Origin of the sequence: Spartinivicinus ruber (assembly GCF_011009015.1) — a bacterium.
GTDB lineage: Bacteria > Pseudomonadota > Gammaproteobacteria > Pseudomonadales > Zooshikellaceae > Spartinivicinus > Spartinivicinus ruber.
Genome location: NZ_CP048878.1, coordinates 4264498 through 4291319, shown reverse-complemented (window position 1 = coordinate 4291319; position 26822 = coordinate 4264498). Strand labels below are relative to the sequence as shown.

The window sequence follows — 26822 nt, the reverse complement described above, 5'->3', positions numbered from 1 at the left end:
TCGCTGTTGTTATGGAAGGGTATCTTTTTATCCGCATTACAGATGTATCTGGCTCAGAGCCGGATCAAGTAGTTGCTGAATGGCTTGGATGTAATTCAGATGGTGAGTTACATTTTGGCCCTTCCCGGGGACAGCTTAGCACTCTTCAGCAAGCCCTCGCTGAACAGGAGGGTGCGAGTAGAGCAAAAGTAATAGTAGTAGTGCCTGCTGATCATGTATTAATGATGAATGTGCCAGTTAATGCAGGGCAAATGAAGCACCTAAAGCAAGCGTTACCTTTTATGCTGGAAGAATATCTTATTAATGATATTGACGACATGCATATTGTTACTAACCGTCGGGTTGTTAATGATATGTTGCCGGTGGCTGCAGTTAATCATGATTATATTTCCCCTTTGTATGAAGCTATCCAGGCGATAGGTTTGTTGCCAATACTCTGTATTTCTGAGTCACAGTTAGTCACGACTGATGATGACACTATCCAGGCCATTATTGATGGTGATCGCTCCTTATTAGCTATTCCTCCTAGCTGCTTTTTTGGGTTGGATATGCATGCACTCCCTTCAACCTTAATGACAGTTCTGGAAAACCCAACTGAATATCGGCAAATTGATGCTGAAGATGATCCTAGTGCTGCCATTTCGGCTGAGTTCAAGCGAATTAAGGTAACTGTTGCCAAGCCATTAACCACTGAAGTAAAAAAACTGCTCAAACAACTGGAAACACAGTTGGCTAGTCATCAAATTGGTTTGGAATATGCGGCGCTAAAAGGCACTATTTTCCACTACTTATGCCGTAGTTTTTTGCAGCTTCCAGATCATTCTACTTTTATTAACTTGCTTCAAGAGCCTTACGGTACTAGCTCTGACAGTGTGGGACTGGGAGCTTGGAAGCCACTGGTTGGGCTAGCTGCTGGCTGGTTGATATTGGCTGTTGGGTTAAATGTTGGTCAAGGAGTGTATTTTGATTTACAAGCCAGTAAGCTGAAACAGCAAAGTATTTCTCTTTATCAGGAAGTGTACCCTAACGATGATGCGGAAGAAGAACTTCAAGAGCGCATGCTCAGCCGGCTAAAAGCGGCAGGGGGCGGAAAACAAGAGAGCCCATTTATGGATATGTTGGTTAATGTCTCTTCTGTTACTCAGCAGCTGGGAGTACAACAGATAAAACCTAAGAGCCTCGACTTTAACCAGTCGGCAGGCTCGCTGGCTATTGAAGTGCATGCAAAGAGTTATGAGGTTTTGGATAACTATGTCCAAAAGTTAAAGGGTAGTGGCCTTTCAGCTGATTTGGAAACAGCCAACCAAGAAAAAGCCAGTGTATTGGCTCGTATTAGTATTAAGGTTTAGGTCAAGCAGGTTATATGAAAGCGTTATCTGAGCAGTTACAACAGTCAGCTGCATTTAAACAGCTTCACAGCAAGTATCAGGCATTAAATGAGCGAGATCGAAAAGCGTTGCTCTTAATGAGTGGGTTTTTAGCTTGTGTCTTATTGTATGTTATGGTTTGGCAGCCATTGGCTCGATGGGCTAACAGTGCTCAGGCAGATTATTTTCGTGAGCAAGAAACCTTTGCTTGGCTAGAGGTTAATGCGCCTATTGCCAAGCAAGTACAAGCTAGTCAGTCTAGAGGGCAGCAATTTAGTAAAGATAAAATATCGGCGATAGTGACCAGTGCGGCCAAGCGCAGTGGCATTAAACTGAGTAGGGTTCAGCCAGGTAGTCAGGGGGTAACGGTTTGGGCTGAGAAAGTACCTTATCAAAAGCTAGTAGAATGGTTGGTTTTCTTGCGTAATCAATATCAACTCTCTGTTGATAAAGTACGTATCGATGCCCAGGATGAGCCTGGTATCGTGAGAATTTCAGTGAGCATTACGGTATAAAACAAAGCCGTATCTTGTAGCAGAATGCCCTATACCGACTCTTAAAGTGCTATATAAAGTGCCATAATAGTGCATTGATAGAGAGAAACTTCTTTGACGGAAGAGAAGAGTTTTTATCATCATATTTGAAAAAATCTTGACAGTTTGTCATTTATCATTAGAATACGCTTCAACTGTCGGGCAGATAGCTCAGCTGGGAGAGCATCGCCCTTACAAGGCGAGGGTCGGGGGTTCGAACCCCTCTCTGCCCACCAATTTCGACAGTTAATAGCTAGACCAGCTACTAACTAGGTGTAAATAAACTAGCTAGAGTAGTAGCTTCCATATTCAATTACACTATGAGTAATTGTCTGGAGCGGTAGTTCAGTTGGTTAGAATACCGGCCTGTCACGCCGGGGGTCGCGGGTTCGAGTCCCGTCCGCTCCGCCAAATTTTAAATCCCCTTTAAAACTATCTAAGAAACCTAAATCAATACTGGCATATTAGTTGCGTCTGACTTTATTAGTAAAAAACACTAATAATCGCCAGGAGTGCTGCCAGTGGAAGACTATTTAGAAGAGTTGTTAGAGTCAAATGAGCCTGTTGAATTTGACGATGACGATGATGATATTGAGGATGCGTTTGAACTGTAAAAAATAGCAACAAATCTCCTAATTTCTAGCTTCGTTCGCCACTGTAAGTTAACATTGGCTACTAATTTGTGGTTCTTTGGTTCTAGGTTGTACCTGTGATATCTGTTGTTGTAGCTATCTTCAGCTGTTTGGTTTAAGAAAACAGTTCCTTACTAGCTTTTATCTTGTCGCTTTATTTTAGTGTTGAATATGTCTTTCATTATCCTACACACCCAAGGAATAAGTTGTGATAGGTAATCAATTTAGTATTTTGCTGATTATAAATAAAACTGCAGTTGCCTATTAGGTTTTTTAATTGTTGTAAATTAATATTTACCCTGTGTGGACTTAATGATTTTGCGGTTGAAATTTAATCAGTTTAGGGTGGGGTTTTAATTATTAGCCAAAGGTAGCATTACTGAAGAATAGACTTTTATTGCCAGCCTAATACAAATTGTGATTTATTTAGCGTAGAAATATTGAGGTAATAGCTATTAAAAATTTGATGCATTTTTTAATGCGCGAAGGAAATTATGGATGGTCGAAATTTGATCTGGCTAATGGTAATCCCTTCACATTAGGGGGAGTAGCAATTCAATAAAATATATGTCGAATGAAAGGTGCACGGTTACTTAAGCAGAAACTCCAAAAAAACACCGACAGGTAATAGGTAAAAACAGGTGTAAGTGCCCAGTTCATCCAATAAGAAAAGCTGTTTTATTTTCTATAAATAAGCATAGCACAAGCAACCAAGCTTGTTAGTTCATACTCAATTCATTGAAAGCAAAGTGAATGTATAGATCACTCATCTGATTTATTGATGAGAATATCGAATGACTGAACTGGCAGTATTGGGGAGATATGACAATAGAGCGGCCATTTATCTATTGATCATAGTTTCGGCATAAACGACATTCAGTTACCTTGTTGTAAGGTAAAAGGAGTAGACCTTGGGACACAAACCCTATGAAGAAGCCATTATGTTTTTTAATGGCCATGGGCTCTGTAAGCAAATGCTGTATTCAGAGTTTGAGGCTGTTTTAGATGGCATCGCTCTGGTTCAGGAGTTTGCTTCACAAACCATTAAAGGCGCTTATGTCAGAGTGGCTCCTTCCCTAACAATTCAATCTGTTGTGCTGTTTTATGTAACCTTTAATGAGGAAGGTCGAGCTGATAGTAAGTGGAACATTCCTGTTCAGCATATGGCTGAGGTTGCTGGCAGGGGGCCTGATTTGGGGGATGGGTATATTCGTCTGGCTTGTCGTAGTCAGTGTCCAGTGAGTTGGCATCAACGACTTTTATGGGACCCTAAAGCGTCAGCTATTAATGAGTTGGTGTTGATTAAAGCGGCTCTTAAAAGAAATAAGCTGAGGTATTACGAAGACTATGTAGAGCAGTCAGTTCCACAACAACAGTCACGCCCTCAGCAAGCACCAAAGCAGGCTTCATCAGTTCAAGGCTATCAACAGCAATTACAGGCACTGAAGGATCAGCTGGATCAGCGTATTCAAAACCAACAGCTTAAACACGAAAATAGTGTTGCTAAGCTTGATTTAGAGTTAATGGAGTTGAAATCTCAACTGTCAAAAGCTGAGCATGAAGCGAAACAGTACCGGCAGCAACTGGTGCAAAAAAATCAAGAGTATCAAGCCAGCCGTAAGGAAATGACCCGTCTGCTTCAAGATATTGAAACACAGAATCAAAATCGTTTAGCAGACTTAAAAGAAGTAATTACCAAAAAAGCCGATGCAAAATACCGTAATCAACTGACGGAATTACGTGACTTGGTAAAAGCAAAAGATGTGGAAATTAGCTACTTGGAAGACATCGATAAACAGCAGCAGCTGGAACTTGAAAAACTGCAACAGGAAAATAAGCAGCTTAAATCTGCTCACCCTGGTGATGTGTTAGCTCAACTGTCTGCAAAAGGAGTTATGTTTATGGCTTACCACCCAGGGGTTGGTCATGTCACTATTCCAGTGAAGGATGTCGATGAATACTTAGCAGATAATATCGCTTATGTAGCTAAGCGGTGCTTTGTTTCCAAAGAGCATTACTTAAGCTGGCGCAGGCATTATGAAAATGCCACTTGTGATGCAACGGAGAATGGCAAGCGTTGTGGCCAGCCAATTACGCGAGTGGAAGTGCCAAGAGAGTTTGAAATTGGTGTTTCTAATGCTTGTGTTGACCACCAAAAAGCAGAAAAGCCTGAACAAACGGAAAATGGCCAGCCGCAATTAAAAATCTCTCGCTAAAATTAAAATTTGCACTAGCCTGAAGAACCCTTCGGGCTAGTGTATTTAGCTCCAGTTACTCAACAAGCTATCTTCAGAAGAGTCCTTCAAGCCTTATCGCCATTAATTACTCAACTATTGCTGGCAAAACATTTAAAATACTCAGTATTTTGAACCAATGTAAATTATTATTATGAGTAACCAGTGGCAGGTGCTAACTGAGCAAATTGCTAAACCCAATCTTCAACGTCTAAATTACCCGTTATTTGAGCAAATGAATGTCCAAGTTTGGGTGTTGAGGTTGGACGAGTTGCATCCTCTTTTATCTGGAAATAAGTGGTATAAACTAAAAAATAATTTACAGACTGCTTTACAGCAAGGCTGTCAGAATATAGCAAGTTTTGGCGGTGCTCATTCTAATCACTTACATGCATTAGCGGCAGCAGGAAAACTGTTAAATTTAAACGTCACAGGTTTTATTCGAGGCTATGGGCATCAACCGCTGAGCCCTACATTAATTGATGCCACTGAGTGGGGGATGCAACTGCATTGGTTAAACCGGCTCGACTATCAACGAAGATATGAACAAATATATTGGCAGGAATTAGCCTCTCGATTTTCGTTAACCAATCCGGTGTATTGGATTCCTGAAGGGGGCTCTAATTTACTGGGGGTGCAAGGCTGCCAAGATATACTGCTTGATACGCCTAACTATCAACAGTTTGATACTATTGTGGCTGCTTGTGGTACAGGGGCAACATTGGCTGGTATGATTTCGGTGGCGAAACCTCATCAGCAGGTATTGGGGGTTCCAGTGTTGAAAGCCGAGCCGTGGTTGCAACAAGTAATTAATGATTGGTTAATCAAGCTGGGTACCCAGGGTGCTCAGTGGCAATTATTAAGCGATTATCACGAAGGCGGTTATGCTAAATTGTCTACAGAATTAGTTGCTTTTATGGACGATTTTATCCAAACCACCAAGATTCCTTTAGACCCTGTTTATACCGCTAAAATGATGAAAGCAGTAGTAGACCAGGTTAAGAATAAAAAAATAGCCAGTGGTAGCCGTATTTTAGTGGCCCATAGTGGTGGCTTACAAGGTTGTCGTGGAATGAAACAAAAGCTAACAAAATTCCGGGATACTTTATCTTCTGGAGCTTCTAGCTTTGACTAACCAGTTATCCGACACTAGAAAAAAACGTACGTTTTCTTGCCAAATCTCATTATGGCTGGTGCCACTAGCAATTAATAAAGGGTAGGGATAAGGACTATTAGTAAAGTGTTGAGTGGCATACTGGCTAAGTGCTGCTGAAGACAACAACCGATGTTGTATTATATTAGTAGAGGAGTTAAAAGCAGATAACCACTCATGTTTAGCCAGTACAATAAATGAGGCTGATAACTGTTTATATTCTATAAACTCAGTGAGTTGTTGGGGAGTTAGCCAATAACCCATTAAGTGATTAATATTGGCATGTTGAGGCGGTGGGCAGTAACTGCCAAAGGGATAAAATAAATAACCCTGTAATAAAATCTCTGCGGTAACAGGTAATAAATGTTGTTGTTTTAATAGTTCATGCCCTGCTGTTGATTGACTTAAGCGCCCTTGTTTATTCACTAATTTATTGGCTTTTAAATCTAGTCGGTCTCTTAACCCAGGCCCAACCCAGTAAGACCAGGGTGTTTGTTCTAATTTAGGTTCACAAGGTAAACCTAAATAATATTTAACCGCTAACTCTCGATGAAAAAATTGGTTGGAATTTTTCGTCTGATAAATTAAATCAAACTCGCCTAAAGTACCTTTATCAGATTTAACCTGTAAATTAGTTGCTCGCAATTTGTAGCCTAACTTTTCGGCTAATAAATAATGCCAGAGAACTTCATAGTAAATTCCCAGCAAGTGACTTTTTCGGACTGTTAACCGCTCTGTCACCTGCTTTAAATCATAGTTACTTACTACCAGCTTGATTTTTTTAGGAAGAGGTCTGGTTAGCCAATACCCTTCAGGTAAATTGGTTATATCGAGTATAACGGGGCTATTGGCGATCCAATGCAAGTCTCGTTTTAATTGACTGATAGAAAGTGGCATATTAAGCATGGGTAACAGGTTGAGTGTTTAGGATTCGTTAGGTGTGTCTTGACTTGATGACTTGCCATCATACCGGATGAAAAAATGCATTTTAAGAGGCTTCCTTTAGAGATAATGGTTATAATGGGACTTATACCCTACGCTTTGGGTATATAAAGTAAACTAACTGTGTGGTTTATATTCAGCCTCCTAATTCAGCTACCATGATTAAGCTTATTTTATACTATGGAGCAATTTAGAAACGTTGGTGTTATCGGTCGTTTAGGTACTGCTAAGATTGTCGATACTTTAAAGCAGTTAAAGCGCTTTTTATTGAGTCGTGGCTGTCATGTTATCTTAGAGCAAGAACTTTCAGACGTGCTACCAGGTCATCGGTTGCAAACATGCAGCCCGAAAATGATGGGAGAAATCTGCGATCTGGTCATTGTGATTGGGGGGGATGGCAGTCTATTGGGGGCTGCACGAGCTTTGGCAAAGTCACAAGTGCCTGTATTAGGTGTTAATCGAGGCAGACTAGGCTTTCTGACTGATATATCCCCTGATGAGATTGAAGAGCGAGTCGGTGAAGTACTAGATGGCAAATACATCATCGAAAGCCGTTTTCTGCTTGAAGCAATAGTCAAGCGTGATGGTGTGCCTGTTGGTCAGGCGGATGCTTTGAATGATGTAGTCCTTCACCCTGGTAAAGCCACACGAATGATTGAATTTGAAGTGTATATTGAGGGACAGTTTGTTTACAGTCAGCGTTCTGATGGTTTAATTATTGCCACACCAACAGGTTCTACGGCTTATTCGTTATCTGGTGGAGGCCCGATTATGCATCCCAAGCTGGATGCAATAGTGCTAGTGCCGATGTTTCCCCATACACTGAGTAGCCGTCCACTGGTCATTGATGGCAATAGTGAAATTAAAATTACCATTAGTAGTCAAATAGGCACCTATCCACAAGTTAGCTGTGACGGTCAGGTTAATATTCCTGCTGCACCAGGTGATACGGTCACCATTTATAAAAAGCCGCAAAAACTAAAGCTTATTCACCCTTTAAACCATAATTATTATGAAGTATGCCGCAACAAGCTAGGTTGGGGTAATCGGTTGGATCAATGAGAGTGAAGTGAACGATGTTACCTCAGCAAGGTTATGATGTAATCGGCGATATCCATGGGTGTGCCATTGCGCTAAAAATGCTACTAGAGCAATTAGGCTACTCAAAAAAGGGTGGTGTTTGGCAGCATAAAACCCGACAGGTGGTGTTTGTAGGTGATATCGTTGATCGAGGTCCAAGAATTCGTGAATCGTTGCATATTGTGCACGATATGGTGGACAAAGGTATTGCTCAAATTGTTATGGGTAATCACGAATTTAATGCCTTGGGGTATTTTACGCCTGCAGGCTCAGGCAATGCTTATTTACGTGAGCGAACAGCTCGCCACACACGAATTATTCAAGAAACCCTCGACCAGTTTGCCAACCATCCACAGGATTGGCGCGACTTTTTAACCTGGTTCAAGGCTATGCCATTATTTCTTGAGTTTGAAAAATTTCGAGTTGTGCACGCTTGCTGGGATCAGCCGCTGATTGACGAATATCTGAAAAAATATGGACATAATCGGTTAACCGATGAAGGGTTGATAGAAACTACTGATCGTCATTCTCTACCAGGGCGCTTAATCAATCGGTTAATGAGAGGGATTAACTTACCGTTGCCTGACGGTATTATTATGAGGGCGAAAGATGGTTATGAACGACACTTGTTTCGGGCAGACTTCTGGACAGAGTCGCCCACTTATTATCAGGATGTAGTGTTTCAACCAGATCCGTTGCCATCAGAAGTAGCTACTCGTAAGCTCCCGGAAGAACAAAAAGCTAAGCTTTGTTACTATGACCTCCAAGAAAAGCCTTTGTTTATTGGTCACTATTGGCGGATGGGTAATCCAAAACCAATTAGACCGAATATCGCCTGCTTGGACTATAGTGCTGTGAAGTATGGTAAACTGGTTGCCTATCGGTTTGATGGTGAACAACAATTGCAAACAAAAAACTTTGTTTGGGTGAATGTTGAGCAAAAAGCGCCTTTTACCACCACCCTCAATTTCTAGTCTTTGGTAATGACACTTAATTTACGATGGCCAACTATCAGGCTAAACGATGCTGTCAGAATAGGTTATACTAGTCAGGATTAATTTTTTAGTAATAAATAGCAAAATACCTAATAATTGTTACCCCCTAGATGTGATTAGCCCATGCAGTTTGAACAATTGATTAGCCAAATTACTCCCGATATCTATCAAAACTTAAAACAGGCTGTAGAAATTGGACGTTGGCCTAATGGAGAGACATTAACCAACGAACAACGAGAGTTGTCATTACAGGCTGTTATCGCTTATGAAGCCAAGCACTTACCTGAAGACCAGCGAACAGGCTTTATGCCTGCTGCATGTAAAAGTCAGCAACCTGTTGCAAACGTAGAAACCATCAAAATCACCCAATAGAGTGCAGCTTAAAAGCTAACGCCAGGCGATGTATGACCATTGTCCGGGAAGGGTAAAACTGGATAGATAAATGAGTTATCAATTTAATCACTCAACAGTGGGTGACTTAAGAAAAATGCGTGCTCAATTGGCGGAAACTGTCAGTTATCAGTTGCCAGTTGGAGAGCAGTTGATTGAAATAAATCACTTACTTGGCCAGGCAGTTCAACTGGAATATTTGGGTGAAATTCACTGTGTTCATTGCGGTCGCCGCTCGAAAAAGAGTTTTAGCCAAGGATACTGTTATCCTTGTTTTAAAAAGTTGCCGCAGTGTGACACCTGTATTATGAGCCCAGAAAAATGCCATTACCACGAAGGTACCTGCAGGGATAGCCAATGGGCTGATCAGTTTTGTATGACGGACCATGTTGTCTATCTGGCAAACTCTACAGGGTTAAAAGTGGGCATTACTCGTGTCAATCAAATACCTACCCGTTGGCTGGATCAAGGAGCAATACAAGCGCTACCGATAGTAAAGGTTGCTACTCGTCAACAGTCAGGGTTATTAGAAGCTGTATTAAAACAACAGTTGAACGATAAAACCAACTGGCGAGCATTACTAAAAGGGGATGCAGAGCCATTGGATCTCCAGCAGGAGCGCAACTCTTTATCCCCACTGCTTGATCAAGCGATTGCGGAATTACAACAAACATTTGGTATTCAAGCAGCGCAACCATTGACGGATAGTGAGGTCGTTTCGATACGTTATCCTGTGCAATCTTACCCTACTAAAATCACTACCCATAATTTTGATAAAATCCCAGTGGTAAATGGAAAGCTGATCGGGATTAAAGGTCAGTACTTAATGCTGGATACTGGGGTACTAAATATCCGAAAGTTTACTGCTTATCAGGTAAAAGTGAGCTGGTAAAATAGCTGCTAATTCCCTCTCACGTGAGGGGGCTCACTAGCTAAATGCGTAGTGAGCGATAACTGGAACAGGGTGAGGGACTATTTCAGTTTGTGTTTTTGCAAAATTTTATCGAAAGTACCATCTGCTTTTATTTCTTTTAAACCTTCATTAAAGGCTTTGATAATTGCCTCATTCTTTGGGTTTTTTAGCCCGGAAGTAACATGCAGTTTTTGGATAGATAAAGCATTTTTCGTAAATTCTACTTGCTCAATAATTTTTGGTTCTTTCTCTGCAATTAATGCTCGCGCAACGATTTCATCTTCTAACGTTAAGTCAATACGCTTGGCAACCAGTTTTTTTAGGTTTTTTATTAAATCACTGGTTTCTGGGCGGCTAAAATTGGTTGCATTTAGGAATTCGTCACCATAGCCATAACCTCTAATAATCCCTACTTTTTTATCATCTAAACTTTTAAAACCATTAAACTCAAATTCATCACCTTTACGTTTAATAAATTTAATTTGGTTTTCTAAATAAGGATCACTGTAATTTAAAAACTTAGTACGTTCTTCAGTCCACCAAGTCCCAACTAATACATCATAACCTTTTACAGAATCACTGGCTTTTTTAACTCCATCAATAGCCCTTGCCCAGGGAACAAAGTTCATATCTAGCTCATAACCTTTTCTTGCGAAAGCAGTAGTCACTATTTCAAGCGCAACACCCTTGCCAGGTAAGTCAGGTGAAAGGAATGGAGGCCAGGGATCTCCTGCGCCGGTTATTTTTATATTATCTCCATAACAGATGCTTGCTAGCAGCCAGCACCAGATGATCAATACTCGTCTCATAGCGATACCCCTTTATATTGCAAGATGATGGCAGGTTGGTTTCAGTATAGACACAGGTCGGATTATCCGTCGCTAAAAAAGAGTGCGTGTTAACAGGCCATAGGGGTTGCTGATTTACACTGAGAGGATATGCTATAAAGACTGTTTATAAATGTATATATATGGGCAGAGTACCATTAACATAGCCAAAGCGAACGATCTCATAAAGATTATTTGCAAAAGGGTATTACTTCACGAGTAACTAATTGAATGAAAGACGCACAACCCAAAACCATCTACTTAAAAGACTATCAAGAGCCTGACTACTGGATCGACGATACTGAATTGAGCTTCGATTTGGGAGAGGATATAACGGTCGTACAATCAAAATTGTCAGTTCGTCTGAATGAAAACAAAAAGCATGACAGCTTACCTCCTTTAGTGTTAGACGGCACTGATCAAGTATTGAAACAAGTGCTGGTTGATGGCCATACCATTGGCTCTAACCTATACCAGTTAACGGATGAAACGTTAACACTTCCTATTAGCCAGAAGGCATTCACTGTCGAAATTACCACAGAAATCAAGCCCCAGGAAAATACCTCATTAGAAGGGTTGTATAAGTCAAATGGAATGTTTTGTACCCAGTGTGAGGCAGAAGGGTTTAGAAAAATAACCTATTACCTGGACCGGCCAGATGTGATGGCCAAGTTTAAAACCACTATTATTGCTGATCCCAAACATTATCCTGTCATGTTGTCTAACGGTAATGATATCGCTAGAGGAGAACGGGAAGATGGCAAACAGTGGGTAACGTGGGAAGATCCATTTAAAAAACCCTGCTATTTGTTTGCCTTAGTGGCAGGTGATTTATCCAATATTACAGAAAAATATACAACTTGTTCAGGTCGTGAGATAACCTTAAAAATATTTACCGAACATAAAAATATCGATAAATGCGATCATGCCATGACATCGCTAAAAAAATCGATGAAATGGGATGAAGAAGTTTATGGTCGTGAATATGATCTAGATATTTTCATGATCGTAGCAGTGGATCATTTCAATATGGGGGCTATGGAAAACAAAGGGTTAAATATTTTTAACTCATCTTGTGTGTTAGCAAAACCTGATACTGCGACAGATAGCGTCTATCAGAAGATTGAAGCAATTGTTGGTCATGAGTATTTTCATAACTGGTCAGGTAACCGGGTTACCTGTCGCGATTGGTTTCAATTAAGTCTAAAAGAAGGCTTTACGGTATTTCGTGATGCAGAATTTTCTGCTGATATGAACTCACGACCAGTAAAGCGTATTGAAGATGCCAACTTTTTACGTACAGCACAGTTTGCTGAAGATGCCGGGCCCACAGCCCATCCAATTCGCCCGGATTCTTATATTGAAATATCCAATTTTTATACCCTGACGGTTTATGAAAAAGGGGCTGAAATTGTTCGGATGATTCACAATATTGTGGGGAAAGAAGGTTTTAGAAAAGGCAGTGATTTATACTTTGAGCGTCATGATGGTCAGGCTGTGACCACAGAGGATTTTGTCAAAGCTATGGAAGATGCTAACCAGGTAGACCTAACGCAATTTCGGCGCTGGTATAGTCAGGCAGGCACCCCTGTTATTTCTGTCACGGATCAATATGATGCAAATAGCCAGCAATATCAGCTGACGATAAAACAGCATTGCCCTGCTACACCAGGCCAACCTGAAAAAGAACCTTTTCATATCCCCGTGGCTATTGGTTTGTTAGACCTGGAAGGGAATGACTTTGTTTTGAATGAAACAGGTGATACGACCCAAGTCTTGGATGTTTCTGAACAGCAGCAGACGTTTACTTTCAATAATATTACTCAGCAGCCATTACCTTCTTTATTGCGCGGTTTTTCTGCCCCAGTGAAAGTAAAATACGCTTATAGTCGAGATCAATTATTATTTTTAGCGTCTCATGATAGCGATGGATTTAATCGCTGGGAGGCAGGCCAACAATTAGCAGTTGATATCCTGGAAGAGCTGGCAGAAAAAGCGCGGCACAACCAATCATTAACATTAGACGAAAGACTAATTCAAGCCTATCGAGCGGTATTGCAAGATGAGCAGCTAGACTCAGCTGTTGCTGCTAAAATGCTGGCTTTACCTTCAGAAGGCTATTTAGCTGAGCAAGCAGAAACTATATATCCCTTGGCTATTCATCAAGCTAGAGAGTTTGCTAAGCAACAGCTAGCAGAAGCTTTGGCAGAAAACTGGTTAGCTGTTTATCAACAACTCTTGTCGGATAAACCGTATCAACCATCAGCAGCAGACATTGCAGAACGAAGCTTGAAAAATACTTGTTTGGGCTATTTATCTCAATTAGGTGGGAAACAATTGGCGCTGTTAGAAAAACAATATCAAACGGCCACTAATATGACAGATAAATACGTAGCGCTAAGTTGTATAATCAATGCGCCAGCGGAGTCGGCAAAAACAGCTGCTGAAAGTGCTTTAAATGACTTTTATCAACGTTGGCAAAATGATGTGCAAGTTATGGAGCAGTGGTTGGCAGTACAAGCGAGCTGTAGCCAGCCAGAAGCTTATAAGCGTATTCTTGGTTTACAAGAACATGAGGCATTTGATATTAAAAACCCCAACAAAGTACGTTCATTAATCGGGCAGTTTGCAATGAATAATGCTGTACATTTTCATCAGGAAACAGGGGCAGGGTATAAATTACTAGCCGACTATGTAATTAAACTCAACATTATGAACCCGCAAATAGCCTCTCGGCTATTAACCCCATTAACCCGCTGGAAACGTTATGGTGAGCCTCATCAGGCACAAATGAAAGCGGAGTTGGTCCGAATAAGAAAACAACCTGAGCTATCAAAGGATGTGTACGAAATAGTGGAGAAGAGTTTGAAGGCTTAGTTGCGCTTACCTGTTTATTCTCCCCCTTAGCCCTTTTATCAAAAAAAGGGCTAAGGGGAAAAGAGCCTTACACTTGCTTCTTCCTTACAGACCAAATAAATCCATCATACCAGAAATGTAAAATCGAAATTAAAATAAGCAGAGCATAAATATAGTCACTCTCTGCTAGTGTAAATTCAGCCCAGGTACCATAAGCAAAAGCTAATCCTAAAAATATAATTAAAGTAATAAACTTTGATAGTGGTAAATTATGTACCCTGAATAACTGGCTCATATTATGCTTTTCATTGTGCCAGACAATAGCAAAATACTGGATGGCATGGAAAAAATTCATAATAAAAAAGGCTTCACCAAAGCTATTAAAGCCCCAGCTATAAATGGAACATAAGCCTGTTGATACTAATAGCATGACCTTTTGTGGCGATACTGCATAACCAAGTTTAGTATAACGCCAATAGGCATATAAATAATAAATAAAGAAAGGAATGCCGGTACCCACAACAAAGTATAAAAGGTAGCGTTGATAGTGCATCGTATAGGCAGGAACTGCAGTAAAAAATATACTGCCAACAGCTTGGAACTCCTCAAAGTCTTCAATGTGATCAATTAATGTGATCCCTGCTAAAATAGGACCGGCATAAAGATATAGATTTAAAAAATAATCTAATCTGCGTCCAACAGTAGCTTTATTGCCAACTTTGGCATCGTAAATACGGCCTAATCCAAAGGTTTGTAATCCAGAATGGTAAACATCCCACCAGGTTGCCAGCACACTCATGCTCACCAACACCCATAGGGAAGAAACCATGCCGATATATAAAATAACAGGGATCAAAAAAAATCGAACAGGAAATTGTTTTACAATATTGTTATTACCATGGCTTCTAAAAAACACAATAACTAAATGAGCCATGATTAAAGTGCCAATAAAGGTATTAGTAAATGACCGCTGTTCTCCTTCATAAATAAAGGTAATATCTCCCCAGCCAGTTTTGTAAATTAAATAGCCAAGTGTTAATGCGATAAGAGGAGAGAAAATAAAGAAGAATGAATCGTAAACTGGATTAACAATAAAAGAGTTGTCAATATGACTAGTTTTGGATACTACAGTTGTATTCATAACACACCAAAAAAGGCAGCCATTAGGCTGCCTGAGTATACACCTTATTATTACTGGTCTATTTTAGGGGCAAAGGTAACAGTTTTTACTCTATCGATAAACGACACGCCTTTAATCTCTTCCTTTAAATCTACATCTAAAGTTTCTTTAAAGTAGACCTCAGTTGAAGAGGAAGCAAAAACATCAATGAAAATGGCTGCGGCGGCTGCACCGGCTGCTGCATAATAATTACCTGATGCTAATGCTGAAGCTGCAGTTTTAGCAAGTTCTCCTGCGACCTCTCCTGCTGCTTCGTTTTCCCTGCCAGTGTTGCTTGGTGGTGGGGTATTTTCTGCATCTTGGCAGGCTAGTTCATAACCAGCTTTATTCTTTTCACTGATGGAATCAGGAGTGGTTTCTGAATTACTTGTTGACTTTTTATCAGAAGAGTTTGCTGCCAGTTCGGCAGTACCACTTGTTGTAGTTTCAGGTGCCGTTTCTCCTTCTGATTTATCTTTAGGCTTAGTTCCCTTGAATTTACAATTTTTGGCTAAGGTTTTTGCAAAAACACCTGCCCCTGTAATGGTAGTTTCTTGGAGTTCTGGAACCATTTTTCTAATATCAACAAAAGTAGCAATATGTTTTACAGCTCGGTTTATAAGCGTACTCTTAACTTCCGAGGCAATACGAGCTTGCTCCTCTGGCGTGTAATTGAATTCACCTCCATCAGCTAAAAACTCTATGGTAAAACCTTCTTCTACAATTTTGTTTTCATAGCCTTTGGTTTTTTTCTTGTGCCTTATGAAACCACCACCTTTTGTTTTGGTTTTCATATATTTTTCGTACATCCTGTATAAGTTGTATTCAGCTTTATAGCCTCTGTTCACTTTTACTTCATATTCTAAAATTGCATTAGGCATTAAATAACTATGTAACTCTTTGCTAGCATCTTCTTTTATACTACCTTCGTGATCAACTAGTGGGCATGCTCCCATCAAACTTAATCTTACTTGTCCAGAAATAGAGTCAGTAAAAGGTATATTTTTATCAGACTGCTCACCGAGTTTTTGTGGCGATTCTAAAGTGTTTGGCTCCACAAATAAACCGCTACGTTTACCTGCAACACTCACTGATAATGCACCTGGTAGTTCCCTAAAAGCTGTTTCTAAGGAACTTGCTTGTAGGGTGTTAAATTTGAAGTTACTGTCTTTGATAGGTACTGCCTGGAAGCTAATACTAGGGTTAAGTCGTTGATACTCATTAACTAACTCATTCCAGGGTAATGTATAAGTGATACCTGCTGTCATTCCTTCTTTCAAGGCAAAGTCTTTATAGGTATCCATTATGATTTTACGTAATGAGTTTATTTCAGCTAAAGACTTAACAGAGGTGGATTTCAATTGATCAGCTTTATCTTGCTCAGCTTGCATCTTCTTTGTGAGAGTTTTAATTTGTAATGAAATATCATAGTTTTCATTAATTAAAGTTGTCTCTTCGCGCCTAACATCTTTTAGTTTGCTACGTTCTTCTTTAAAAATGGCTAACTCTTCTGTGCACTCTGTTGCAGCATCAACACTAGATTCCTTACAGTCTATATATTCAGTTTTTGCTGTTCTTATCGCCTTTAATATATCAGTACGTAGCTTTTCTTGTTCTTCAAGCTTGCTAATAATAATCTCACTTTGAGCCTCTAGTGGTGCCAGATCTTTAGCAATTACGAACATTTTTTCATAAACAATTCTTTCTATCTCATTTTGATTTTCATTATAATTTTTCACTTCATCTTCAATATAACTGATAAGAATTTTATTGCTCTCAGTTAAGCTGTTTATGCTGCTACAAAATTCAAGGTTTGCATTAGGAGCGACAGAGGTTACAGTAACGTCTCCTATTGCTGGTGGAAGCACATACGCATGATCACAGGATTCTCCAAAAAGCACCCCAGTCCCCAGTTCCGGGGCCTTGATTTTAGTATCGCAAGTTTTAAATGTTGGTATTGCCATTGCTGTCTGTGTAGTGACAGTAACTAATGTAGCTAAAACTAAATTTTTCATTGTTTAATAAATTTCCCCAAAAAAGTTATATTTCTTCGAACTCACCTAAAGGACTATTTTTATATCGCTCCAGCCTTTCTTTATGTTCCTGTTCGTATTGTGCCATTTTTTTCTCAAAATCTTTTACTAATATTTTAAGTTCTGCTGAACGCAGGCTGGTTAATCGTTTAAATAACTCGCCTGCTTGTGCTCGCTCCTCCTGCATTGCTAAACCATTGTTAAGACGGTTGATTAAGTCACCATTGGAAACTATTTTCTCCAGGTCTTCAATTTCAGAGCGTAGTTCTGTAACTGGCATACTAGAAACCGGGGTAGAAATATCATAATTAAAAACTAAGTATTCAGATTTTTCCTGCTGTTTTTTTATGTCTCTTTCAGGTTTTGAGGGTATCTGTTCAATAACCGTTTGGCTTTGTTTTACTTGATTTAGACTTTCTTTAGTATTATGTAGCTTAACAGTAGTAGATGCCGGTGAATTATAGGAAATAAGTGGCTTTTCTTTCTGTTCAGTTAGTTCTGTATAGGCTATAACACCTATTGCAATGCTTACTGAAAGTATACCAAAACTAATGAAGAATTTATTCATAATTAGCCTATAGATTATCTGTCCTTCAAATAAAGGTTGCTTTTGAAAGACAGTACTTCATGCATAAAATATAAGGTGTATATAATAGTCTATTGCTCGATGTATTTTAGTAATGAAACACCTTGGTAAGTTCGAGCGGGTAATTTTTTAGTGACTCCGTTAGCTAATAAATCCGCATTATTTAAATCTAGAACTTGTGTTTCTTGGTTGATTAATTTGTTAAAAATAATCGCGGTATCAGCTTTTTGGGGTAAAGTAATCGCAGCACTTTCAAAAGCTCGACCTAATTGAAAATATGATTTGGCCTTGCTGTCTTTAATACCTTCAATTGGGTGGCTTTCGATAAAACTTTTAATAGAGTATATATCCGCTGAGCTAAGGATTGTGTCTTTTAAGTTAGGGTTACTTTCATAACCTTTTAGCTCAATTGATACTTTGACTTTACCATTAAATATATCGCAAGCCAAGTCCAGAGCATTCAACTCTGAAGCACTTGTTCCCCCAAATAGTATATTTTCATTAACGTTACTTGAAAATTTGTTCAGAACAGCTTCTTCATTGCCCAAGCGCTTAATATTCGCATCATCTTCTATTTCAAAAGATAAATCGTAATGGTTGAAACTAATGTTATTTTGTATATGGTAACCAGATCTAATTATTCCAGCATTAACAGCTGCCTGACTAGCTGTTTTATGTAATTTAGGGTCAGTTAAGAATGGTGCTGCTGTTACATGAAGTAATAGTGTATTGTTGTTTCTGATATTATTCAAAATATTCTTTTGAAGCATAGGAACACTAGAGTAGCGCTCATATACATCTATTTTTTCTGCGACATCAGAGCAGGTTTCAGTGTTAAGCTTTCCCTTGGTAAATAAAGGGGAGTTAATAACCTTATACTCAAGTTTACCTATGAATTCAGTAGGGTAATTGAGTAAAGAGATATTGCCATAGCTGTCAACATTAGCTTTTATAGGTTGGTAAAAGCCTTCATAAGAAAAAGATATCTCATCAGCAGAACCTATTGCGCTGTGGGTAGCTAAAACTGCTAGAGTAAGTGGTGCTAACAAATTTTTCATAAATAGTTTCCTTGATACATGTAATGGTTTGAAAGTTGTTTTTTAGTAAGAAAAAAATAATGCAATGCCAATTACTTTTTCGTAAATGGTAGTCGATGATTATTGAGTACAAATAATCAAATCATCCCCTTCAGCACAATTCCTACAATCATAATCGCCCATATTGCACTAACACTGCTTATACATAAATAAAAAATATCTCTGGTTTTCTTGTTAATGAATAAAGAGACTGTTGATAGTATTAAAGCACAAGGAGCTCCTATTATGATTATACCAAAAATAATCATTTCTTGTTTATTGTTAAGGATAATAAGATTCACCACTTCATCTGCAAAATAAGTGATCGTGGCTAGTATCACTGAGAGACAAACAATATCAGTTATCCAGCGTAAAGTGACTATTCTAAAATTATTGTCTCTCATAGTGCTTATCACTATAGTTTTTTTATGTAATTAAAAAGGTCTTTATCAACAGAGTTCCATAGTGTGTCGGCAAGCCAAACGTTGGGACCACCATAAGAACCAGTTCCTTCGCCATAAGTATTAATTGTAGTTACATTGCTAGCATTGGTTACCCACCGTCTGACAATACCTGGGTAAAGATCATGGTTTTTAAGTGTAACATTAATGACAGTTTCACCTTGGTTATATACTTCATGCCGTACTGAACCTATTGTATAACCAAGAGATTTAACAACAGAAACTTGTTCATCTCTAATAGGTGAACCATTACCACCTGGAGCGGGAAAGCGCAACAAACCTTGCTTTGCATTTCTATAATTACACCAGGAACTGCTGTTATCACAGAAATTTGATAAAAAATAATGGTGAAAATCAGGGTGTGTTTCATCAAAAGAAGGCACGCCATCGGTGTTGACAGAAATGATACCATCATTATTATTTGCAGATAGATTATTATCTGAAATAGAACGTCGAACGCGAGAGTTAACAAATGAAAAATCAGTTTTGGTCACAATGTTCTGATGAATTCTTTTAGTTACCTTCTCAAGTGAGCCATCTGCTTTATATGAATATGCAGATGAATATTGATTACCTCGAACTGAGCAAAGTTTACCTTCACCATATTTGCACTCATCATAGGTATATTTATATACAAGTAAGCCATTTTCAAGCCGGCTAGTGACTCGACTTAAATTATCATATTGATACTCTATAGTGCGATCGGTACCAATTTTTTTCTCGGTTCTTAACCCTTCTGTATTATATTTGAAAGATACAACACCCTTTTTGGAATTAGTAATAGAGCTAACTTGATTTAATTCATTGTATTGGATAGAAACTTTTTCATCATATTCATTTGTGTAAAACTTAACTCGACCATTTGAGTCATAGTCACATTGAGTAAAATTTTGCTCACAGTAGGTTGGTATGTCAGGTTGACTAATTGTAGTCGATACAGCGTATGATTGCTGGATACTTAGAGCAATTACAGACGCGATGAGCTTATTCATTCCATAAAATCCTTCTAATTAATTCTTGTTTTACTAGCTCAATTAAAAACTTTATACATCAGGTAAACTCAAATAATATTATTTGTAGTGCTAGAAGTTTTGCTGCGGTAAATAAAATGAGGGGCAGTGATAATATACAACAAGAAGCTTCCTTACCATTATAAAACACCTTTGGTCACAACTAAGCTAGTTCTCCATTATAATACATATGATGGCTAATGGATAGGGTTATTTTAAACTGAGTGTAATAAGTAGTTAAGGAGTAAATCGGAAGTGAGTAATAACTTTGTTAATTATTTGTTCGTATCTGCACTCGTCTAAGTTTTTAAAAGTAGCTTAAACAACTCGTTTGCTAACAAGGATGCAATTAATCCCCCTTTAATAAAGGGGGAATAGAGCTGTGGCTAGGGTTTTACACTACCTAAACCCCACCCAACCGGTCTTAGGTCGATAGCGAATCCCATATACGACTTCTTCGACCCATTTGGAATTGCCTTGTTTAAATTGTTGGATGGCTTTGGTGTCGTCATTGTTGCCGGTTAATTGACCTAACCAATAGCCATAGCTGCAATCTTTATTTTGCTGGCACTGGCTGTTATCCGCATATAAGGCACCAATGGCAGTATTGACTCGGCGGACTAAATCCGATTTTACTTCACGGGTAATTTGATCCTGTTCAGCAGGGGAGTAGGCGTACTCACCACTGGTGGCGTCGAATTGAATATTAAACCAATCGCTGGTAATAAATTTTCGCACAATATAGGTCTTTTTCTTCTTTTTAAACCATTTCCTCTTTTTCTCGGTGCGGACAATGGTTTTGACAAAGGTGTCGAGCTTATATTTCGCGGTGTAACCTCGTTTAATTTGTTCTTCGTATTCATACTGAATGTGTGGGGTTAAGTGAGCGGCTAGGTTTTCTACCGGCTGGGGTTGATTGGCACTTGGCGCAAACGGGCAATAGCCGGCTAAGCTCAGGCCAATAGTCCCATTGATTTTACTGGGTAGATTAATAGTATTAGATGGCCCCTTACGTAAGGTGCTGGTAATGACGGTATCGCCCTTGGGCATTAATGTGGTTTCATAACCATTAATTTTTACATTAGCCGCTTGGTCATCAATGCTGGTATACAAGACAGCGGGTAGGGTAATGGCTTTATCGCCGAGTGGGGTTTCAGGTTTTTCTTGCAATTCGGCGAGGATTTTTGTACCCGTCACTGGTAAGGGTTGCCATTGCATTTTTAATAGCTGGTTTAATTGCTTATAACGATTAACCTGTTCAGCCCAATCCCATTGGTATTGGATTTGTGCGGTGGCGCCTTCCAAGCCCGCAAATTCTCGGTAAAGCGCTAACTCCTTATCTTGCAGAGCTTTAAATTCCTCAAATAAGGCAGCTAACTCCGTATCCACGGTTAAGTAGGCATCTAACGCCTCGCCATAGGCATCAAACGCTTGGTCATACAACTGTTGTTTAACTAACCGGGCTTCGACGGCGGCATCTAATTCGGTTAATAACTGAGTTAAGGCTTGTTGGGCGGCATTGAGTTGATGTTGCGCTGTATTACAATCTGTGCCTAATAACGCACAATCTTCCACATCCAATTCCAACTGGCCAATAGTTCGTCGCTGAGATAATACCGTTTTTCGCACCGCCGCTTCGGCTTGCTCAGCCGCTAATAAATCATTAAAAGCCTGTTCCCGCGTAGTCGCATACGTCATCAGTTGGGTATCGTGAAGCAGACTACCCATAATGGTTTTAAACTTGGTGTTGGCTTGTCCCAGTTCTTTTAATAATTCCGTTTGCTCCGTTTGTGTGGCTGTTAGTTTAGGGCAAAAGGCGGCATTGTCAGTGGCAGGGGTTAATGCCGTGACTTCTGTTGTGCCGGTGGCTGGTGGACTGACATAAGCCGTACGACAGATGTCATCAAATAACACGGTTGAAGGGTTTTCGTCTGGGTGCTGGGTTAACAAGGCGCGGTTACAAAAACGACTTTTATATAATGACGGGCCATTATATTTACCAATGCCCGTATCCACTTCTGTTTTAGAAAAATAGCCATTAGAGCCAGTAAAAGCAATTAAATCAGGCGCGTTGGGACGGGTGATTAATAGATCTTTGAAACCATCTTTGTTGCGGTCTAGGATAGTAATGGTGACGTTTGACCAGTCTCCTGTGAAATGTGAAATATCTAAAACTTTGGGGCCTTGGTTGTTTTTTTCAACTTCTTTTCTGTGCAGGTGACCACTAGTCAGGAAACTGTGTCCATTGACATGTTTTTTTAAGTTGAGATTGTCTAACTCTCTTCCATAAAAAATTAGAGCTTTTTGGTGAAATGCTTTATTTTTAGTCAGATAGAGAAGATCTGTTAAACCATCATTGTTAAAGTCAGAGTAATAGGTTCTTCCAGGTTTTTTTTTAATATCACTAATATCGCCGCGACATCTTTGGTTTCGTTTAACCCCAATATCATGTAGTTTCCATTCTTTTAAATTTTTTCTATAAGATTTATGATTGTCAAATATATAAAATTGATAGAATCCATTAAATACATTGTTTTTCTTTGTACCTATGGATGTGGTTGTTATTACATAGTCGAAATTTCTAGTACTTTGGGTAATGAAAACCTTGGAAGATGATTCAAAGTAATTGATACGTTTTTCACATGACCCATTATTTAGATAAATAGGAGCAAGAATCGGCGTATGCCAATAACTTGTTTTATGTTTTTCGTAGATATTGATTTTGGATGGTTTATAATCAATAATGTGGTTTGTGCCGGAAACAGTTATCTGAGAGTAAAATAAACTTAGGCTTAGTAATACAACAAGCTTCCTTACCATAGGTAAACACCTTTTATTACAACTAAAATTGGCGGGCCATTGTAAGACATTTAGGCTGTATTGAGTAGGGTGAAGTTTGGCTGCGTATTTTATAGGGAATAAAAGGGATGAAAATAAAGTGAGTAGTAACTTTATTGTTTGTTCGTACCCATACTTGTCTGAGCTTTCAAAGTAGCTTAAACGACTTGTATGGTAATAACGATGCAATTATTCCCCCTTTAATAAAGGGGGAATAGAGCTGTGGCTAGGGTTTTACACTACCTAAATCCCACCCAACCGGTCTTGGGTCGATAACGGATACCATACACGGTTTCTTCCACCCATTTGGAATTCCCCTGTTTAAATTGTTGGATAGCTTTGGTGTCGTCATTGTTGCCGGTTAATTGACCTAACCAATAGCCATAGCTGCAATCTTTATTTTGTTGGCACTGGCTGTTATCAGCATATAGGGCGCCAATGGCGGTATTGACTCGGCGGACTAAATCCGATTTTACTTCACGGGTAATTTGATCCTGTTCAGCAGGGGAGTAGGCGTATTCACCACTGGTGGCGTCGAATTGGATATTAAACCAATCGCTGGTAATGACTTTCCGCTCGATATAGGTTTTTTTCTTCTTTTTAAACCATTTTTTCTTTTTCTTGGTGCGCACAATGGTTTTGACAAAGGTATCCAGTTTATATTTCGCGGTGTAACCCCGTTTAATTTGTTCTTCGTATTCATACTGAATGTGGGGGGTTAAATGGGCGGCTAAGTTTTCTATTGGTTGTGGTTGATTAGCACTGGGTGCAAACGGGCAATAACCCGCTAAGCTCAAACCAACAGTGCCATTAATTTTACTGGGTAAACTGATCGGGTTGGAGGGTTCTTTACGTAAAGTGCTGGTTATTACTGCATCCCCTTTCGGCATTAATGCGGTTTCATAGCCATTGATTTTCACGTTAGCCGCTTGATCATCAATGCTGGTATACAAGACAGCGGGTAGGGTAATGGCTTTATCGCCGAGTGGGGTTTCGGGTTTTTCCTGCAATTCCGCCAGTATTTTTGCACCCGTCACCGGCAAGGGTTGCCATTGCATTTTTAATGATTGGTTTAAAGCTTGATAACGATTCACCTGCTCAGCCCAATCCCATTGGTATTGGATTTGTGCGGTGGCGCCTTCCAAGCCCGCAAATTCTCGGTAAAGCGCTAACTCCTTATCTTGCAGAGCTTTAAATTCCTCAATTAAGGCAGCTAATTCCGTATCCACAGTTAAGTAGGCATCTAACGCCTCGCCATAGGTATCATAGGCTTGGTCATACACCTGTTGTTTAACTAACCGGGCTTCGACGGCGGCATCTAATTCGGTTAATAACTGAGTTAAGGCTTGTTGGGCGGCATTGAGTTGAAGTTGCGCCGTATTACAATCCGTGCCTAATAAGGCGCAATCCTCCACATCTAATTCCAATTGGCCAATGGCTCGCCGTTGGGATAACACGGTTTTACGTACGGCCGCTTCGGCTTGCTCAGCCGCTAATAAATCATTAAAAGCCTGTTCTCGCTTATCGGTATACGCCACCAGTTGGGTATCGTGAGGCAGGCTACCCATAATGGTTTTAAACTTGGTGTTGGCTTGTCCCAGTTCTTTTAATAATTCCGTTTGATTGGTTTGAGCCGTTGCTAATTTAGGGCAAAAGGCGGCATTGTCAGGATCAGGGGTTAATGCGGTGACTTCTGTTGTGCCCGTGGCGGGTGGGCTCACATAAGCCGTACGACAGATATCATCAAATAATACTGTTGATGGGTTTTCATCAGGGTGTTGGGTTAATAAGGCGCGGTTACAAAACTGGCTTTTATATAGAGAAGGGCCGTTGTATTTACCAATGCCGGTGTCGACTTCGGCTTTAGGGAAACTCCCATCAGGGGCGGCAAAGGCAATTAAGTCGGGGGCGCCAGGGCGGGTGATTAATAGATCGTCACGGCCGTCTTTGTTGCGGTCTTGGATGGTGATATTGTAACTTGATGCTTTTCCATTAAATAAATACGATATGTCTTTCAATGATGTGAAGTTATCTCGATCAACAAGCTCAAATAGTTTACTCGGTGGCAAATAAAACTTTAAATTTAACTCAGATATTTTAAAGCTATTGAAAACATAAGCTTTACCATTAATAGAATGATGCTTGGGAATAAAAAGGATGTCTTGTTCATTGTCCCCATTGAAATCACCATAAAAGACTTCTTCAAGATAGCTTTTTGTCTCAGATATGTCATTAGGACAATTTTTTATCGTAGGAAGTGATATAGGTGTGTTATTTATTTTTTTATATGACTGATGAGTGTATCTATAAAAATAGGAGTAGTTAGGTGTTAAAAATGGAGCATTGAAAACAATTCCATAGAGATACACATGTTTTTTATCAGTTTTATTAAATTGAACTGCTGTAGTTTCATATGGATTGGCACGGCAATAATTTGAAAGGACTTCATTATGATCTTTGGCATAGCTAAACTTGACTTCAGCGCTATTTAAATCAAAATTTATAACATCATTATTTGTATCAGCAGTAACTTGAGTAGAGATAAATAGAACTGAACTAAGTAATACAACAAGCTTCCTTACCATAGGTAAACACCTTTTATTACAACTAAAATTGGCAGGCCATTATAAGACATTTGGGTTGTATTGAGTAGGATGAAGTTTGACTGCGTATTTTATAAGGAATAAAAGGGATGAAAATAAAGTGAGTAGTAACTTTGGTGATTATTTATTCTTACCTTATCTATTTTTTTGATTAACTCACTGCATAAGCTCCCTCACTCTCCCCAGCGTCCCCCTTTGATAAAGGGGGACGCTGGGGGATTTCATAAGGTCTACTCAAGGATATAGTCGCTTTTTCTATGGCTCAGTGCCACAAAAAGCAACCCTAAGTATCTTAGGGAGCCTAGTCATATCAAGAGCTGTGCCACAGTTACTTGCTACGGCCACACAAAAGTATTACTCTTACCAGTATGGGTAATACCCAGGAGCAGCACATGAAAGTCACCACTAAGGGGCAAGTCACTATTCCCCAAGCCATTCGAGACAAAAAAGGCATTACGGCTGACACTGAAATCGAGTTCATTGAGAGCCCGGATGGTCGTATTTATATAGAAGTGATTAAGCCAGCGACTAAGAAAAGCCGCTTTCGAACAGCCCATAAAGTAGCCAGTGTCGTGATGTCAACTGATGAAATTATGGCTCTGACGAGAGGCGATAATTAATGTCGGTTGCTTTGGTTGATAGCAATATTTTACTCGATTTAGCCAAACCAGACTCTGATTGGTATGAGTGGTCAGCAAGCACCTTAGAAAAGTTAGATGAACACTATACATTGGCAATTAACTCAACTGTTTATGCGGAAGTGTCCATTGGTTTTAATAAAATTGAAGAATACGAGGAGTTTATCAGCCACTGCCAATTTGAAATGCTGGAAATTCCTCGCGAGGCGTTGTTTTTAGCTGGTAAAGCTTTTCTACAATATCGTCGCAAAGGTGGCAATAAAAGTAATGTATTACCTGATTTTTTTATTGGAGCACATGCAGCAGTTAAAGGCTATTCGCTAATTTCCAGAGATAAGGGGCGATTTACAACTTACTTTCCTACCGTGAGTTTAATTACGCCGGTATAGGTTTGTTTTGTAAGCCCCTCACCCTGAGGTAGAGGGGACTGTTTAGTAAAAGGTGTATGGTATGGGTTAAAATCTTAGCATTTTTCTCCCCCAGTGGGGGGAGAAGG

Annotated in this window: 20 protein-coding genes and 2 tRNA genes; 13 read left to right on the top strand and 9 right to left on the bottom strand. The window is 39.5% G+C overall.

Annotated features, from left to right (window positions below; all coding sequences use genetic code 11):
- Positions 1-11 precede the first annotated feature (11 nt).
- From gspL to G4Y78_RS19275, 6 genes are all read left to right on the top strand, one after another.
- The gene (gene gspL, locus G4Y78_RS19300; RefSeq protein ID WP_163834573.1) at positions 12-1349 is read left to right on the top strand and encodes a type II secretion system protein GspL; all 1338 of its coding nucleotides are present in this window, start codon (positions 12-14) and stop codon (positions 1347-1349) included.
- A 14-nt stretch (positions 1350-1363) separates the two neighbouring features.
- Complete coding sequence (gspM, locus tag G4Y78_RS19295) at positions 1364-1882, top strand: type II secretion system protein GspM (RefSeq protein ID WP_163834572.1); 519 nt, start codon at positions 1364-1366, stop codon at positions 1880-1882.
- A gap of 178 nt (positions 1883-2060) precedes the next feature.
- Positions 2061-2136, top strand: a tRNA-Val gene (locus G4Y78_RS19290).
- 98 nt (positions 2137-2234) lie between these two features.
- Positions 2235-2311, top strand: a tRNA-Asp gene (locus G4Y78_RS19285).
- A 1132-nt stretch (positions 2312-3443) separates the two neighbouring features.
- Entirely contained in the window at positions 3444-4748 is a 1305-nt protein-coding gene (locus tag G4Y78_RS19280) for a hypothetical protein (RefSeq protein ID WP_163834571.1), read from the top strand.
- A 172-nt stretch (positions 4749-4920) separates the two neighbouring features.
- Positions 4921-5901: a 1-aminocyclopropane-1-carboxylate deaminase/D-cysteine desulfhydrase gene (locus G4Y78_RS19275; protein ID WP_163834570.1), complete on the top strand. Its 981-nt coding sequence runs from the start codon at positions 4921-4923 to the stop codon at positions 5899-5901.
- On the opposite strand, the gene G4Y78_RS19270 is transcribed toward G4Y78_RS19275, so the two are convergent.
- Positions 5872-6825 (bottom strand): DUF1853 family protein, encoded by a 954-nt coding sequence (locus G4Y78_RS19270; protein ID WP_163834569.1) that lies wholly within the window; start codon positions 6823-6825, stop codon positions 5872-5874. The genes G4Y78_RS19275 and G4Y78_RS19270 overlap by 30 nt on opposite strands.
- 216 nt (positions 6826-7041) lie before the next feature.
- Between G4Y78_RS19270 and G4Y78_RS19265 the strand changes: the two genes are divergently transcribed.
- The 4 genes from G4Y78_RS19265 (at position 7042) to G4Y78_RS19250 (ending at position 10218) form a co-directional block, all read left to right on the top strand.
- Complete coding sequence (locus G4Y78_RS19265) at positions 7042-7923, top strand: NAD(+) kinase (RefSeq protein WP_163834568.1); 882 nt, start codon at positions 7042-7044, stop codon at positions 7921-7923.
- A gap of 14 nt (positions 7924-7937) precedes the next feature.
- Positions 7938-8915 carry a metallophosphoesterase gene (locus G4Y78_RS19260; protein WP_163834567.1) on the top strand — a complete coding sequence of 326 codons (978 nt, stop codon included), beginning with the start codon at positions 7938-7940 and terminating at the stop codon, positions 8913-8915.
- A gap of 144 nt (positions 8916-9059) precedes the next feature.
- On the top strand, positions 9060-9308 hold the full coding sequence (locus G4Y78_RS19255; protein ID WP_163834566.1) for a YeaC family protein: 249 nt from the start codon (positions 9060-9062) through the stop codon (positions 9306-9308).
- A 70-nt stretch (positions 9309-9378) separates the two neighbouring features.
- Complete coding sequence (locus tag G4Y78_RS19250; protein WP_230425622.1) at positions 9379-10218, top strand: DUF2797 domain-containing protein; 840 nt, start codon at positions 9379-9381, stop codon at positions 10216-10218.
- Positions 10219-10298: 80 nt separating this feature from the next.
- Here G4Y78_RS19250 and G4Y78_RS19245 read toward each other — a convergent pair whose 3' ends face one another.
- Positions 10299-11048: a transporter substrate-binding domain-containing protein gene (locus G4Y78_RS19245; RefSeq protein ID WP_163834565.1), complete on the bottom strand. Its 750-nt coding sequence runs from the start codon at positions 11046-11048 to the stop codon at positions 10299-10301.
- A 249-nt stretch (positions 11049-11297) separates the two neighbouring features.
- Here G4Y78_RS19245 and pepN point away from each other — a divergent pair, with 249 nt between their 5' ends.
- On the top strand, positions 11298-13943 hold the full coding sequence (gene pepN / locus G4Y78_RS19240; RefSeq protein WP_163834564.1) for an aminopeptidase N: 2646 nt from the start codon (positions 11298-11300) through the stop codon (positions 13941-13943).
- A gap of 67 nt (positions 13944-14010) precedes the next feature.
- Here pepN and G4Y78_RS19235 read toward each other — a convergent pair whose 3' ends face one another.
- The 7 genes from G4Y78_RS19235 to G4Y78_RS19205 all read right to left on the bottom strand — a co-directional run bounded on the left by G4Y78_RS19235 (position 14011) and on the right by G4Y78_RS19205 (position 25670).
- Positions 14011-15063 (bottom strand): hypothetical protein, encoded by a 1053-nt coding sequence (locus tag G4Y78_RS19235; protein ID WP_163834563.1) that lies wholly within the window; start codon positions 15061-15063, stop codon positions 14011-14013.
- 50 nt (positions 15064-15113) lie between these two features.
- The gene (locus G4Y78_RS19230; protein ID WP_163834562.1) at positions 15114-17096 is read right to left on the bottom strand and encodes a hypothetical protein; all 1983 of its coding nucleotides are present in this window, start codon (positions 17094-17096) and stop codon (positions 15114-15116) included.
- Positions 17097-17121: 25 nt separating this feature from the next.
- Positions 17122-17682 (bottom strand): hypothetical protein, encoded by a 561-nt coding sequence (locus G4Y78_RS19225; RefSeq protein ID WP_163834561.1) that lies wholly within the window; start codon positions 17680-17682, stop codon positions 17122-17124.
- Between the two features lie 89 nt (positions 17683-17771).
- A complete protein-coding gene (locus G4Y78_RS19220; RefSeq protein ID WP_163834560.1) occupies positions 17772-18758 on the bottom strand; it encodes a hypothetical protein in 987 nt (328 codons plus the stop codon).
- Between the two features lie 433 nt (positions 18759-19191).
- Positions 19192-20229, bottom strand: a complete 1038-nt coding sequence (locus G4Y78_RS19215) for a hypothetical protein (RefSeq protein ID WP_163834559.1) — start codon at positions 20227-20229, stop codon at positions 19192-19194.
- A gap of 417 nt (positions 20230-20646) precedes the next feature.
- Positions 20647-23067 (bottom strand): hypothetical protein, encoded by a 2421-nt coding sequence (locus tag G4Y78_RS19210; protein ID WP_163834558.1) that lies wholly within the window; start codon positions 23065-23067, stop codon positions 20647-20649.
- A gap of 257 nt (positions 23068-23324) precedes the next feature.
- Positions 23325-25670 (bottom strand): hypothetical protein, encoded by a 2346-nt coding sequence (locus G4Y78_RS19205; RefSeq protein WP_163834557.1) that lies wholly within the window; start codon positions 25668-25670, stop codon positions 23325-23327.
- Between the two features lie 410 nt (positions 25671-26080).
- Between G4Y78_RS19205 and G4Y78_RS19200 the strand changes: the two genes are divergently transcribed.
- Positions 26081-26308, top strand: a complete 228-nt coding sequence (locus tag G4Y78_RS19200; protein ID WP_163834556.1) for an AbrB/MazE/SpoVT family DNA-binding domain-containing protein — start codon at positions 26081-26083, stop codon at positions 26306-26308.
- Complete coding sequence (locus G4Y78_RS19195; RefSeq protein WP_163834548.1) at positions 26308-26715, top strand: type II toxin-antitoxin system VapC family toxin; 408 nt, start codon at positions 26308-26310, stop codon at positions 26713-26715. Before G4Y78_RS19200 ends, G4Y78_RS19195 begins: the two co-directional genes overlap by 1 nt.
- Positions 26716-26822: the final 107 nt, after the last annotated feature.